Here is a 14,099-nt window from a genome sequence, read left to right as displayed (position 1 = left end):
GTAGTAGCACACGTTATAGTGCTAAAGTATACTATTTTGTGTACTTAAAGAGGTTAATACTGTGAAGTATTAATAAACTAAGGTGGTAACACGTAAGCATAGCTTTCGTCCTTTTTATAGGATGAGGGCTTTTTTATTTATAAAAAAGTTAGATATTAAACATATAGGAGGTATAACTATGAAGAAAACTATTGAAGATCAAATGAAGATAATAATGAAGGGTGTAGACTCAATCATAGATGAAAAAGATCTAAAAGAAAAGCTAGAAAAAGCTGAAAAAGAAGGAAGACAATTAACAGTAAAATTAGGATTAGATCCAAGTGCCCCAGACATACATTTAGGACATACTGTTGTTCTTAGAAAAATGAAGCAATTACAAGATTTAGGACACAAGGTTGTAATATTAATTGGAGATTTCACAGGTAAAATAGGAGATCCAACTGGCAAATCTGCGACAAGAAAGGCTTTAACTACTGAACAAGTTTTAGAAAATGCTCAAACTTATAAAGAACAAATATTTAAAGTTTTAGACCCACAAAAGACAGAGGTAAGATTTAATAGTGAGTGGTTAGGAGAATTAAAATTTGATGAAGTTGTTAAATTAGCTGCTACTATAACTGTTGCAAGAATGTTAGAAAGAGAAGACTTTAAGAAAAGATATGAAAACCAACAACCAATATCAGTTCATGAATTCTTCTATCCATTAATGCAAGGATATGATTCAGTTGCATTAAATGCTGATATAGAATTAGGTGGAACAGACCAAAGATTTAACTTACTTATGGGAAGAAGTTTACAAAGAGAGTTTGGACAAGAATCTCAAGTAGTTATAATGATGCCATTACTTGAAGGTTTAGATGGTGTCAATAAAATGAGTAAGAGTTTAGGAAACTACATCGGTATAGATGAAGCTGCATCTGTAATGTACCAAAAAGCAATGGAAATACCTGATGAGTTAATAATAAAATACTACAATTTAGTAACTGATGTTCACCCTGATGAAGTAGCTAAAGTAGTAGAAAGATTAAAAAATGGTGAAAATCCAAGAAATATAAAAATGGAATTAGCAAGAGAAATAGTAAGATTATACCATAGTGAAGAAGATGTATTAGCGGCTGAAGAAAGATTCAAGTCTGTATTCCAAAAAGGGCAAATACCAACAGACATATTAACTGTAGAGGTATCTAAAGAAAATTTAGATATAGCAGGTGTTTTAGTTGATAATAAAATGGTTCCATCAAAGAGTGAATTAAGAAGACTAGTTAACCAAGGTGGAGTTAAGGTAAATCAAGAGAAAATTAGTAATTTACAAGAGGTGATTGCTGAAGGTGAATTAGTAATACAAATAGGGAAGAAAAAGTTTATAAAATTAATAGTTAAGTAATTATAAAAACTATCTTATATCAAGAGTATATCTAAAATATTCTAGCTTATAAGATAGTTTTTTATTATGATTTATTTATATCAAAATATTAACAAATGGAAATTGTATTATCGAATAAATAAATATCAAAAAACTAATTGCTTTTAGAAAACTAGTATGCTAATATCTTAGTAAGATGAAGGAAAACGATAGCAGGGGGATTAAAAAGGGAATTAGAGATAAAAATAATTAATCCATTTGTTGAGAAATTATAACAATTATAAAAAATAATGACAAAAAAGTAACAAAATCCTTCGTTAAAAATATTAAACTCAAGGGGGAGATCATGTTTACAAATACAAACCAAATAACTTACAACAGAGCTAAAACTTGGCAGATAGCAGGTTTTGCTCTAAATAACACTGCAACAAATTTATTTATGATGCTTATGACTTATGTTTCATTTTATGCTACTGGAGTAGCAGGATTATCGGTAATACTTATTTCATCCTTATTAACATCAATGCGTATGTTTGATGCAGTTACAGATCCAATAATAGGATTTATAATAGATAAAACTAGTACTAAATTTGGTAAGTTTAGACCATCTATCATATTAGGATATGCTATTATGTCAGTTAGTGTACTAGTATTATATAATTTTACTCATGTAGTTCCTGAGAATATAAGATTAATTTTCTTTATAGTTACATATGGATTATATATAGTAGGATATACTTTCCAAACTGCTTGTACAAAAGCTGCTCAAGCATGTTTGACTAATGATCCATCACAAAGACCATTATTCACAAGATTTGATAGTATATTTAATTTATTTTTATTTGCAGCTATAGCTCAATATACATCATCATACTTATCACCAAAGTATGGTGGATTTACAGCTGAAGCAATGCAAGAGTTTTCTACAACATTTGTAATTTTAGCAGGAATAGGTACCCTTGTAGCTGTGATTTCAATATGGTCAAAAGATAGAGAAGAGTATTTTGGATTAGGTGGAAAGACAGTAAAAACTAAGTTTAGAGATTATTTGAGTGTATTAAAGGGCAATCGTGCTATGCAAATGCTTATAGTTGCGGCATCCACAGATAAATTAGCATTACAAACAGCAAATAACTCAGTAGTTATGGTTATGTTATATGGAATCGTTATGGGTAATTATGCACTCTATGGAAAAATGTCAATGATAACAATGATACCTAGTTTTATAATAATATTATTAGGTACTAGATATGCAAGTAAATTTGGTTCTAAAAAAGCTTTAGTTGTATCAACTTGGTTATCAATAATAGGATATGTAGCATTATTTTTAGTATTATTCTTAGGAGATCCAAATCAAATATCTCTAGAAAACTTTGGCATAATGACAGCATTATGGATTGGAACGTTCTCTTTGGCAAAAGGTATATCTTCAATATCAAGTGGAATAGTTATACCTATGATAGCAGATTGCGCTGATTATGAAACATATTTAACTGGCAGATATGTACCTGGGATGATGGGGACTTTATTCTCTTTTGTTGATAAAATGGTATCATCATTTGCAACTACAATAATTGGATTTGCAGTAGCAGCAATAGGTTTTACTACTGCAATGCCGCAAGCAACAGATGCTTACACTCAAGAATTATTCTGGGTAACAACTGGTTTATTTATGGGACTGCCTATATTAGGATGGATATGTTCATTAATAGCTATGAAATTCTATCCATTAGATGAAAGAAAAATGGCTGAAGTTCAAGAAAAAATATCTGAAATGAAAAAAGATACTGAAAAAATAGATGCATAATTAAATACATTAAAATAATAGAGCTATCAATTTAGATAGCTCTATTATTTTAATGTATAACCTTTGCTATTTTTAATAATAATTTCTTTTTCTAAAAGTCTTCCTATAATAATTTTTGTAAAATGAGAAGGATCTTGCACTACTAATTTATTTTTACTGTAAAATAAAGAAGCTCTTAGATTTATTAGTTCTTTTTCTATTTGTTTCCTAGATAAACTTTTATTAACTTTTAGTTCTTTAATAACTTTTCTCTCAGCTTTATCATATAGTACATTTAGTAAATCATTAGTTTTATTTTTCTCTTTAACAAGTCCCCATAAGCTAATTATTACAGTAATAAATGCAAATAAGAGTATATAAAAAATAGTTTCCATAAGATATTATCCCCTTTTATTGAAGGTAATAAATTTATTATCTACAAGTATATTAAAAAAAGCGACTAGTCGATCTAACAAAGGCTCAGCATCTTTTCCAAAGTGATTACTAACTTCTTTTGAAATATCGTAAACTGATTTATTACCATTAATGCATTGCCAAACAAAGCTTCCGTGGTTGTCTAATTTTATATCGCTTTTATGTGGTGTATTAAATAGTTTTTGAGCAATCTTATCAAAAAAATTATTCCTTTTGATTTCTAAAATTACTAGATTTTTCTCATTTACATACCAATTTATATTTGGGTTTATAATAGGTATAAAGTCTAAATAGTTTTTATTATTTTTATTTGTCTTTTTCATTAAGATACTCCTTATTTATAACTAATTATATTTTAAAACTAGGAGGATTTTAGCCTCCTAGTTTTAAGGGATATATATAGCTAGATTTTTATATTAAGCGGTTTTATTTTTATCTTTATACCAAATTGTTACTTTAAATAGTGTCAAAGCTAAAAGTAAGAATGCGATTACAGAACCAGTTTTACCTAAGCTAAATGAAGAGAAATCAATAGCACCTGCAACAGTAGTACTTCTAAATGGAATAATAGCAAGTATTGCTAATAAAACTCCTACCAAACCTTCACCAGCAATTAGTCCTGAAGTATAAAGGATACCTCTATTAATTTCTTCTTTTCTAATTTCCTCAGATTTAGATTTTCTCTTTTCTAGGAATAGTCTTATAACTCCACCAGACATTATACCGGCACTTAAATGTATAGGAAGATATAAACCAACTGCAAATGGAAGAACTGGTATTCCTATTATTTCTACTGCAATTGCTATTCCAGCACCAGCGAATATAAATGCCCAAGGTAAGTTACCATTCATAACTCCTTCTACAACTAATTGCATCAAAGTAGCTTGAGGCGCAGGGATTTCTTTTGAACCAAATCCCCAAGCAGCATTTAATAAATATAATACAGCACCAATTGTAAGAGCAGATATTACAACACCAACAAGTTCACCTATTTGTTGCTTTTTAGGAGTTGCTCCAACTATATAACCTGTCTTTAGATCTTGAGAAGTATCACCAGCTATTGCAGCGATTATACATATAATAGAACCAATAGCAATAGCACCCATCATTCCCTCTTGACCAGTCATGCCAGAAGATTTTAAAATCATAGTACATATAAGCAATGTAGCTATTGCCATACCAGAAACAGGGTTGTTACTACTTCCCACTAAACCAACAAGTCTAGAAGAAACTGTAGCAAAGAAGAAACCAAATACTGCAATTAGTAAAGCACCTATGAAGTTAACTGGGATAGAAGGTATTAACCATATAGCTATTACAACTAATAAACAGCCGATTAAAACTATACTCATAGGTAAGTCAGCATCAGTTCTAAGAGCATTATTAGAAGATTCTCTATTTGAGTAATCCTTCATAGCTTTTGCAAATGTATCTATAATAAGAGGTAAAGATTTAATTAAACTTAAAATACCTCCACAAGCAACAGCCCCAGCACCTATATACTTAATATAACTACTCCAAATTCCCCAATATCCTAATTCGCTTATAGGAACTGTAGCCGGGAAAATAGTGGCATCAGCACCGAATAAACCAATCAATGGAATTAAAGCTATCCATCCAACGATCGCACCAGCAAACATATAACCAGAGATTTTATATCCACAGATATAACCAACTCCTAAAAGTGCAGGAAGAACATCAATACCAATAGCTGCATTTTGATATCCTGGAATTTCCCATTCAATTTCACTAGGGAATAACTTTAATCCATCAGCAATAAACTTATAAACAGCTGCAATTCCAAGCCCAGCAAATACTACAGAAGCCTTAGAACCTCCTTCTTCACCAGCAAGTAGAACTTCTGCACATGCAGTACCTTCTGGATAAGGAAGAACACCATGCTCCTTAACAATAAGAGCTTTTCTTAAAGGAATCATAAATAAAACACCTAATAATCCACCACATAATGCAATAAGTGCAATTTTTAATAAACTAGGACTAGGCATTCCCCAATCTTTCATCCATATAAATAGTGCAGGTAAAGTAAATATTGCTCCAGCTGCTAGAGACTCTCCAGCAGAACCTATAGTTTGAACAATATTATTTTCAAGTATAGAATCTCTTCTTAATATAACCCTGATAACACCCATTGATATAACTGCAGCAGGTATAGAAGCACTTACAGTCATACCAACTCTAAGTCCTAGGTATGCATTTGCTGCACCAAATATTATAGCTAGAAAACAACCTAATACTATAGAAGTAAGAGTAAATTCAGGTAAAATTCTATCAGCAGGTATAAATGGTTTAAATTCTTTTTGACCAGTTAAGGTCTTTTCATCATTCATTATTTTCCCCCCTAAAAGTAATAAATTTTATTATGCAGAGTAGAACTAGTAAAAATACACAATTGCGATTATATACAGATATGATTAAAACTAATAACTAACCTATTGTATTGTAGATAAATATAAATAGATTTGAAATGTTAAACTGATGAAGAATTAAAATAGAATAGCTAATTTGATGATTAATATGTATATATAAAATTATATATAATAGATTATATAGATATTACTTAAATATATCAACATAGCTTATTGTAGAAGAGAATATTGTAAAATAAAAAGTTAAGACAAAATTAGAAAAAAATAAAAGAATAATACAAAAATAAAGAATTTTTTAATAATAGTTTTTAATAAAAATAAATTATATGATATACTTTAATTTAGTAGAATTTTAATGTAAAAATTAGGAGATTTTATGAAAAAAATATTTGGATTATTACTGAGATTATTTAGTGGATTTTTTACTTGTGCACTTGGAATTGTATTTATGCTTAATTCTAATTTAGGAGCAGGACCATGGGATGTTTTTCATCAGGGACTATCAAATCATACATTCTTAACAATAGGTCAAGCTAGTATTATCGTTGGGTTTATTGTCATAGGAACTACTACTTTATTTAAATTGAAAATTGGAGTAGGAACTGTTCTTAATATGATTTTTATTGGATTATTTACGGATTTAATAATATTCACAGAATTAGTACCAGTTTGTGATAGCTTTTTAAGTGGACTAATAATGATAATAATAGGCATGTTATTAATGAGTTTAGGCACTTATTTTTATATAAGTTGTGAATTAGGATGTGGTCCTAGGGATGGGCTAATGGTTGTTTTGACTAAAATAACTAAAAGGCCTGTGAGCACTATAAGAGGAGCTATAGAAATAGGAGCACTAATAGTGGGATATTTATTAGGTGGTTATGTAGGTATAGGTACATTTATAATAGCTTTAGGTTTAGGGTATTGTATGAAATTTATATTTAAAAAGTTTAATTTAGATGTAAGCTTATTAAATCATAGGTCAATTAAAGAAACATACACTTTAGCTAAAGTATTTATAAGAGAATATAAGCATAAGAGTATAGAAAATATAGAAACTTAAAATATAAAGGGGTAGATTATCTACTCCCTTTATATTTTAAGTTATTTTTTATTTATTTTATATTTACAGCACTGAGTATTTTATGAAATCTACCACGATATGCTTTTTATTAAAGTTACATTATAGAAAACATTGTAATATGAAATTCTAAAAAATCATGAAAAATATATGTTATAATCTATATGCTAAAATACCATTATGAAAAAATAAATATACTTGATATTATAACTTTGGAGGATGAATATTATGTCAGTAGCATTAATGTACTTATATAGAGACATAAAAAAACATGGAGTAAAACTTATAGCAGGAGAAAAGGGACTAAAAAATAAGGTAAGGTGGACTCATATTGTAGAAAGTGAAGAAATAGCGACTTTCCTTCAAGGACAAGAAATTGTATTTACTACAGGAATAGCAATAAAAAATCAAAGTGATTTATTTAATTTAATAAAAACAACTAAGGAACAAAATAGTAGTGGGATAATAATAAATACAGGTAAATATATAGAAAATATAAGCCAAGATATACTAGATTATTGTAATGAAAATGAATATCCTTTATTCTTAATGCCTTGGGGTATACGAATAGCAGAAATTATGAAAGACTTAACAATAACCATTTTAGAATCTGAAAAAACATATTTAGAAATATCAAATGCTATAAAAGATGCTATATTTCTACCAACCTATGAAGAACTATATATAAATACATTAGAAAAAGCAGGCTTCAAATCTAGCTGGAGATATATATTAACAATAATAGAGGTAGATTATAAAAATATTAATACAGAAGATACAGAATATTTTATAACGAAAATAAAGCAATATATTGAAGATGAATTAAATTATATAAGAAGCAATTTTTTCTGTGTAGAAGTGGGTCAATCAATAATTATATTGTTTCTAAATAAATCAGATTCAGAAATAGATAAGATTTTAAAAAAATTATACATAAATTTAGAAAAAAAATTTGAGAGTATGAACTTTTATGTTGGTATAGGAAAACACACGAGTAGTATAGAAAAGCTCTACAAGGGATATGAAGAAGCTAGAAATGTAGCTAAGATAAATAGGCTTTTAAGAAATAATAATGTTCATATTAGATACAGTGAACTAGGGCTGTACAGGCTTTTATTAGGAATTGAAAATAAAGATATTATGAAAGAATTTCATGATGAGACTATAGGTGATCTAGAAGTTTATGATGAAGTGAATAATACTGATTATGTAGAATTACTTATTAATTATTTTGAAAATAATTGTAAAGTTAATGAGACAGCAAATAGCTTATATATACACAGAAATACAGTAAACTATAAGATAAACAAAATAGAAGAAATATTAGATTTAAATCTTTCTGATATAGGAGATAGGAGCAAGATATATTTATCTCTCATGATAAGGTATCTTATATAGGCATACTTTCTCATTATACTAAGTTTTGAAAAAAAATCAACTGTGCATATGCACAAATATAAATGTATGAAATAACATTGAGCTTACTTCTAAATAATGGCAATATATTTATTGTCAAAAACATAGAAGGAGGTTCATCATGAACAATCAAGCAATTATAAATAATACTAAAGATATTAGTAACAAAAAGAAATATTTTATGGTTTTCGTGTGTATGTTTATGCAAGCAATACCATTTGGTATAGCACAGAATATACAGCCGCTATTTATACCTTATGTAATTAAAGATTTTGGATTTTCTTTGGCTGGATTTTCATTAATATTTACATTCGGGGCTATGGCTTCTGCAGCATGTTCACCTTTTTTAGGTAAACTATTTGGTAAAATAAATATAAAAATTTTATTTATTGTAGGAGCTACATTATCAGGTCTTGGATTTATAGGATTTGGATTTTCTAAAACTTTACCAGAATTTTATATTTATTCAGCTATACAACAAATAGGTTGCGTAATGTTCTCTGGCCTAGGAGTACCTTTTGTAATAAACCATTGGTTCCCTAAAAAAGGAAGAGGTAAAGCTCTTGGTATAGCTTTCTCTGGAGGATCTATAGGGAATGTATTTTTACAACAAATAACTTCACAAATGTTAGCATCAAAAGGTGCGAGTTACAGTTATATATTATTTGGAATAATAGCAATAGCATGTAGTTTACCAGTTATATTATTTTTAATAAGATTACCTAAGGAAGGTGAAGTTGAAACAGTAAGAAAAGATGAAGTTACAGAAGAACATGAAAGTAATAATGCATTTGAAGGACTTGGAGCTAAGGCTGTAAGAAAGAATAAGTTTTTCTGGATATTCTCTATAGGATATGCAATAATAGCTATTTCTATATCAGCTCTAAGTACTCAATATGCAACTTACTTTACAGGAGAACTAGGGTTAAGTGCTACATTAGTAGGGACTTTAGGATCAGTGTTTGCATTATTCTGTTTAATAGGAAATGTTGTTGGTGGTGCTTTATTTGATAAAATAGGTACTTTAAAAACTATGACTATATCAATGGTGCTTGAGGCAATTGCAGTAGTGGCACTATTATTATCAGGAAAAGTACATGGATTAGCATTTTTCTTCTCAATAGCATATGGGCTTAATGTATATTCATATATGTCTGCACCAGCATTTATGGCTACAGATGTATTTGGTAAAAAAGAATCAAGTGTAATACTTGGAACTATAAGTTTATTATTTGCTTTAGGATTTGCATTTGGATCTACATTATTCGGAATGGTAGTAGATAACTTTGGATTTAGTGCCGCATGGATACTAATGTTAGTGTGTATATTCACAGGTTATGCTTTATTACTTACATCAATAAAGAAAGTAAAAGAGCAAAATATGGATTTAGAAACAATATAATAGCTATGATATTAGAATAATATTTATATAGAATAAATAAAAAATGATAGATAATACATCTATCATTTTTTATTTGGGAAAACTACATATATGTATTGAGATAATTAATTTATTAAATTTCAATATATATGCAATTATATTAATAAAATCCATAAAATATTAGAAATAGGAGTATGTTATTAAAGAAGTAGAGAAATGCAAATATAATTAAATAAAAGTAATTAACAATTGAAAGGCTGAGGATTTTTTATGAATAATGAAAATATAATAAGGAGGAATAAAAATGTCAAATGCAATCGGATTTATTGAAACTAAGGGATTGGTTAGTGCAGTAGAAGCGGCAACGGTTATGTTAAAGTATTCAGACGTGAAGCTAATAGGTTTTAAAAAAATAGGTCTAGCTTTGATTACAGTAATTATAAGTGGAGAAGAACAAAATGTAAAAGATGCACTTGATATAGCTTCTGAAGCAGCAGGTTGCTTAGGAGAAGTATATGCAGTTAACATTATAAAAGATATACCAAATGAGATATTGGAAATAATAAAAAATAATAATACTTCAATTTAGAAAAAGGAATGTATTAAAATAATTTTTAGTACTTTATATAGTACAATAAAGTTATTTTGATACATTCCTTTTGATTTCATAAAATATATTTACAATTATTTACAAAGCGAAATTAATATAATAATCTATATATGTAATAATTTTTTAGAATATATTATTTTATCTAAGAAAGGGGTGTTAAGTTGAAAAAATATTTACATGAAATGGGTTTGGTTATTACTGCTATAATATGGGGGACTGGATTTATAGGTACTCAACTAGCATTAGATGGAGGTTTTACTCCTATACAAATTTTGACAATAAGATTTTTTATAGCAGCATTATTATTAAATATAATATTTTTCAAGCAAGTAAAAAAGTATATAGATAATAAATCAATAATATCTGGAGTTATATTGGGAATATTTTTATTTATAGCTTTTGAACTTCAAACTGTAGGGTTAGTTTATACTACTCCATCTAAAAATGCATTTATAACTGCTGCAAATGTTGTTATAGTACCATTCATAGGATACTTGATATATAGAAGAAAAATTGACAAATGGGGTCTTATTAGTAGTATAGTAGCAATAATTGGAATAGGAATATTATCATTAGAGAAGGATTTTTCAATTAATTTAGGTGATTTTCTAACTTTGCTTGGATCTATTGGCTTTGCATTTCATATTTTTTATACTAGCGAGTTTGCAAAAAAATATAATCCATTAGTTTTAACAGCAATACAATTTAGCGTAGCCTTTATTCTTTCTTTTATTGTGCAAGTAATAACCAAAGAAGTGAGTATAAGTGTAGGACCTATTGCTTATTTAGGAGTAATATATTTAGGTATATTTAGTACGACTATTGGTTTTTTCCTACAGACTATATGTCAAAAGAGAGTTAGTGAAACTAAAACTGCAATAATATTGTCTACTGAATCTTTATTTGGAACTATATTTTCAGTAATAATTTTTAATGAATTGGTTACTGTGAAATTAGTTATAGGGTGCTTACTAATTTTTTCAGCTATAATAGTTTCAGAAACTAAATTATCATTCTTAAAAAATAAAAAAGATGTAGAACGTACAAAAAATATTAGTGCAATTAAAGAAGATGAGAATATAAATTTAAGCTAAAATAAATTTAAGATGTTGCTTTTAATATATAATTTTTGTTTGTAATAATTTTTAGTATTTAATAAATATATTTGTTAAATAATAAATATGAAATAAATATTAAAAAGGAAGTGACAATATGCCTAAACATCCAAATAGAGTACCTAAATATAATAAAAAGCCAGATGCAATGAAAATTGAGGCAGCAAGAGAACTTGGAGTACATCATGAGACTGGTGCGGAAGTAAATGTAGATTTAGCAGCACAAGGAGAAAGCAAATACAGTAAAGATACAACTAAAAGAATGCATGATCAGAGAAGAGAATTAGCTTATAAAAAAAGACATGAAGCAAAGTATAAAGAAGATTTAAATGATTAAATATAAAAGTTAAATAAAAGCTGAACTATATATTTTATAGTTCAGCTTTTATTTATAGTTACATGTAAAATAATACAAAATATGCTAATATTAAACTAGGACTAAGATGTAAAATCAAAGGGGGATATATATGAGCATATATTTAGATAATGCTGCTACATCGTATCCAAAGCCAAGGGAAGTAGCAGATGCAGTTTATAATTTTATGGTAAACAACGGGACAAGTTCAGGTAGAGGTTCATATCAAAAGGCAATGGAATCTGATTTTTTAATTTACAATACTAGAAAAGAAATAGCATCATTATTTAACTTTAATGATCCTAAAAAAGTAATTTTCACATCTAATATAACAGAAGCTTTAAATATGGCAATAAAAGGAATATTGAAGAGAGGGGATCATGTTATTACTAGTAGTTTAGAGCATAATGCAGTATGGAGATGCTTAAAAACATTAGAAAAAGAAATAAACATAAGTATAACAAAAATAGATGCAAACAAAGAAGGATATACAAATATAAAAGATATAGAAGAAAATATAAAAGATAATACATCTTTAATAGTATTTACTCAAGCCTCAAATGTATTAGGTACTATTCAACCAATAAAAGATATTGGTGCAATTGCAAGAAGATACAAAATACCTTTTTTAGTTGATGCAGCACAAAGTGCAGGTGTACTACCTATTGATGTTAAAGAAGATAATATAGATATACTAGCTTTTACAGGTCATAAAAGCTTATTAGGTCCTATGGGAACTGGAGGACTATTGATTAACTGCGAATATAATATAGAGCCATTAAAAGTAGGAGGTACAGGCGGTGATTCAGCTTACGAATATCAGCCAAATTATTATCCTAATAAATTAGAAACTGGAACTTTAAATGTAAGTGGAATTATAGGACTTGGTGAAGCTGTAAAATTTATAAAAAATAAGGGGATTATAAATATACATAATAAAGAAAAAGAACTAGTTAGATATGCTTTAGATAAATTAAAGTCTGTAAATAACATACAAATATACGGTCCACAAGATAGTGATAAAATAGTAAGTGTAATATCTTTTAATATAAAAAATACTATGGCGGAGGAAATAGCTTATACTCTTGATAATAAATATAATATTATGGTTAGAGCGGGGCTACACTGTGCACCGAGTGCTCATGATTTAATAGGAACAAAAGATATTGGAACACTAAGAATAGGAATTGGATATTTTAATGAAAGAGAAGATATAGATATATTAGTAAGAGCTTTAAATGAAATTCAAATTTAAAAGGGGAGTTAATATGTATTTAGATAAAATAACTTTAAGTTTTATTCAACCTTGTACGACAGATTCATTAAGGATAAGAATAAAAGCAATAACTTCAAGAAATATAAGTGATTTATTTCCATTTTTAAACACTTATTTAAAGTCAGGGATATATAACAAAAAAGCAAATACTTTTACTTTCAACAAAGGACCTAAAATTATTATTATGTATCCAGAAGCAATAAATGTGTCTAAATTGCTTAATGAAACTGATGCATTTGAAACTTTAGATTATATAAAAGAACTAATAAACAATGTAGACGAAAAAAGAAATGAGATTGAGCCATCAGAAGAAATGAGAAAATTGCCAAGTCCATTAGAAGTTTATACATATCTTCCTAAATTAAATTGCGGGAAATGTCAGGAATCAACTTGTTTAGCTTTTGCCACAAAGTTAATAAAAAATGAAACTAAGCCTAGGAGATGTCTTCATTTGTATGAAAAAGGTAATGAGAATAATAAAGATAAAATAGAAACTATATGTTTAATGTTAGGAAATGATATTTAAAAGTATATTGATAATTCTATGAAAAAAATGGTAAAATAAATTTGACTTAGTGATTATAAAAATTTACTTTTTATGTTTAAATCCAAAAACTGGGGGTATATATGATATCATAACAAAGTAAATAAAATTTATAATCAAAATATATATTATCATTGGAGGAGAAAGAATATGAAAAAATTCGTATGTACAGTATGTGGATACATCCACGAAGGAGAAACTATAGAAGGTGTTGTATGTCCAGTATGTAAAGTAGGGGCTGACAAGTTTGAAGAAATGTCAGGAGAATTAAACTGGGCAGATGAGCACAGAATAGGTGTAGCACAAGGTGTAGATGAAGAAGTAATAGAAGGATTAAGAGCAAACTTCGT

Annotated in this window: 14 protein-coding genes and 1 other annotated feature (1 of these 15 running past the window's edge); of the genes, 11 read left to right on the top strand and 3 right to left on the bottom strand. The window is 28.0% G+C overall.

Annotated features, from left to right (window positions below; translation table 11 throughout):
* Window positions 1-116 (top strand) — a binding site (T-box leader); it begins 138 nt to the left of the window's first position.
* 62 nt (window positions 117-178) lie between these two features.
* The gene (gene tyrS, locus H8923_RS00070) at window positions 179-1,384 is read left to right on the top strand and encodes a tyrosine--tRNA ligase (RefSeq protein ID WP_153973034.1); all 1,206 of its coding nucleotides are present in this window, start codon (window positions 179-181) and stop codon (window positions 1,382-1,384) included.
* Between the two features lie 325 nt (window positions 1,385-1,709).
* Window positions 1,710-3,170, top strand: coding sequence for an MFS transporter (locus H8923_RS00065; protein WP_153973035.1), 1,461 nt, complete (start codon window positions 1,710-1,712; stop codon window positions 3,168-3,170).
* A gap of 44 nt (window positions 3,171-3,214) precedes the next feature.
* Here the strand turns inward: H8923_RS00065 and H8923_RS00060 are convergent, their stop codons facing one another.
* The 3 genes from H8923_RS00060 to H8923_RS00050 all read right to left on the bottom strand — a co-directional run bounded on the left by H8923_RS00060 (window position 3,215) and on the right by H8923_RS00050 (window position 5,932).
* Window positions 3,215-3,544 carry a hypothetical protein gene (locus H8923_RS00060; RefSeq protein ID WP_153973036.1) on the bottom strand — a complete coding sequence of 110 codons (330 nt, stop codon included), beginning with the start codon at window positions 3,542-3,544 and terminating at the stop codon, window positions 3,215-3,217.
* A gap of 6 nt (window positions 3,545-3,550) precedes the next feature.
* On the bottom strand, window positions 3,551-3,907 hold the full coding sequence (locus H8923_RS00055; protein WP_153973037.1) for a PqqD family protein: 357 nt from the start codon (window positions 3,905-3,907) through the stop codon (window positions 3,551-3,553).
* 93 nt (window positions 3,908-4,000) lie between these two features.
* A complete protein-coding gene (locus H8923_RS00050) occupies window positions 4,001-5,932 on the bottom strand; it encodes an OPT family oligopeptide transporter (RefSeq protein WP_153973038.1) in 1,932 nt (643 codons plus the stop codon).
* A gap of 415 nt (window positions 5,933-6,347) precedes the next feature.
* On the opposite strand from H8923_RS00050, the gene H8923_RS00045 reads away from it, so the two are divergent.
* From H8923_RS00045 to H8923_RS00005, 9 genes are all read left to right on the top strand, one after another.
* Complete coding sequence (locus H8923_RS00045; RefSeq protein ID WP_243139999.1) at window positions 6,348-7,034, top strand: YczE/YyaS/YitT family protein; 687 nt, start codon at window positions 6,348-6,350, stop codon at window positions 7,032-7,034.
* Between the two features lie 246 nt (window positions 7,035-7,280).
* Window positions 7,281-8,450, top strand: coding sequence for a PucR family transcriptional regulator (locus H8923_RS00040; RefSeq protein WP_172976759.1), 1,170 nt, complete (start codon window positions 7,281-7,283; stop codon window positions 8,448-8,450).
* A 139-nt stretch (window positions 8,451-8,589) separates the two neighbouring features.
* On the top strand, window positions 8,590-9,870 hold the full coding sequence (locus H8923_RS00035) for a conjugated bile salt MFS transporter (protein WP_153973040.1): 1,281 nt from the start codon (window positions 8,590-8,592) through the stop codon (window positions 9,868-9,870).
* Between the two features lie 283 nt (window positions 9,871-10,153).
* Entirely contained in the window at window positions 10,154-10,438 is a 285-nt protein-coding gene (locus tag H8923_RS00030; protein ID WP_153973041.1) for a BMC domain-containing protein, read from the top strand.
* 182 nt (window positions 10,439-10,620) lie between these two features.
* A complete protein-coding gene (locus H8923_RS00025) occupies window positions 10,621-11,553 on the top strand; it encodes a DMT family transporter (RefSeq protein ID WP_153973042.1) in 933 nt (310 codons plus the stop codon).
* 118 nt (window positions 11,554-11,671) lie between these two features.
* Window positions 11,672-11,911, top strand: a complete 240-nt coding sequence (locus H8923_RS00020) for a hypothetical protein (protein WP_153973043.1) — start codon at window positions 11,672-11,674, stop codon at window positions 11,909-11,911.
* Between the two features lie 130 nt (window positions 11,912-12,041).
* Window positions 12,042-13,184, top strand: coding sequence for an aminotransferase class V-fold PLP-dependent enzyme (locus H8923_RS00015; protein WP_153973044.1), 1,143 nt, complete (start codon window positions 12,042-12,044; stop codon window positions 13,182-13,184).
* Window positions 13,185-13,197: 13 nt separating this feature from the next.
* Window positions 13,198-13,731 carry a (Fe-S)-binding protein gene (locus H8923_RS00010; protein WP_153973045.1) on the top strand — a complete coding sequence of 178 codons (534 nt, stop codon included), beginning with the start codon at window positions 13,198-13,200 and terminating at the stop codon, window positions 13,729-13,731.
* Between the two features lie 168 nt (window positions 13,732-13,899).
* Window positions 13,900-14,099: rubredoxin-like domain-containing protein (locus tag H8923_RS00005; protein WP_408639055.1), on the top strand; the 200-nt coding region annotated here is incomplete at its 3' end.

The sequence above is a fragment of the Romboutsia faecis genome (genome assembly GCF_014323405.1).
Taxonomy (GTDB): domain Bacteria; phylum Bacillota; class Clostridia; order Peptostreptococcales; family Peptostreptococcaceae; genus Romboutsia_E; species Romboutsia_E faecis.
This window is presented reverse-complemented; position numbering and strand designations above follow the sequence as displayed.

What these genes read in the sequence shown, in the direction of transcription:
- tyrS (WP_153973034.1), top strand. Translation starts at nt 179, where the DNA reads ATGAAGAAAACTATTGAAGATCAAATGAAGATAATAATGAAGGGTGTA.
- H8923_RS00065 (WP_153973035.1), top strand. Translation starts at nt 1,710, where the DNA reads ATGTTTACAAATACAAACCAAATAACTTACAACAGAGCTAAAACTTGG.
- H8923_RS00060 (WP_153973036.1), bottom strand. Translation starts at nt 3,544, where the DNA reads ATGGAAACTATTTTTTATATACTCTTATTTGCATTTATTACTGTAATA.
- H8923_RS00055 (WP_153973037.1), bottom strand. Translation starts at nt 3,907, where the DNA reads ATGAAAAAGACAAATAAAAATAATAAAAACTATTTAGACTTTATACCT.
- H8923_RS00050 (WP_153973038.1), bottom strand. Translation starts at nt 5,932, where the DNA reads ATGAATGATGAAAAGACCTTAACTGGTCAAAAAGAATTTAAACCATTT.
- H8923_RS00045 (WP_243139999.1), top strand. Translation starts at nt 6,348, where the DNA reads ATGAAAAAAATATTTGGATTATTACTGAGATTATTTAGTGGATTTTTT.
- H8923_RS00040 (WP_172976759.1), top strand. Translation starts at nt 7,281, where the DNA reads ATGTCAGTAGCATTAATGTACTTATATAGAGACATAAAAAAACATGGA.
- H8923_RS00035 (WP_153973040.1), top strand. Translation starts at nt 8,590, where the DNA reads ATGAACAATCAAGCAATTATAAATAATACTAAAGATATTAGTAACAAA.
- H8923_RS00030 (WP_153973041.1), top strand. Translation starts at nt 10,154, where the DNA reads ATGTCAAATGCAATCGGATTTATTGAAACTAAGGGATTGGTTAGTGCA.
- H8923_RS00020 (WP_153973043.1), top strand. Translation starts at nt 11,672, where the DNA reads ATGCCTAAACATCCAAATAGAGTACCTAAATATAATAAAAAGCCAGAT.
- H8923_RS00015 (WP_153973044.1), top strand. Translation starts at nt 12,042, where the DNA reads ATGAGCATATATTTAGATAATGCTGCTACATCGTATCCAAAGCCAAGG.
- H8923_RS00010 (WP_153973045.1), top strand. Translation starts at nt 13,198, where the DNA reads ATGTATTTAGATAAAATAACTTTAAGTTTTATTCAACCTTGTACGACA.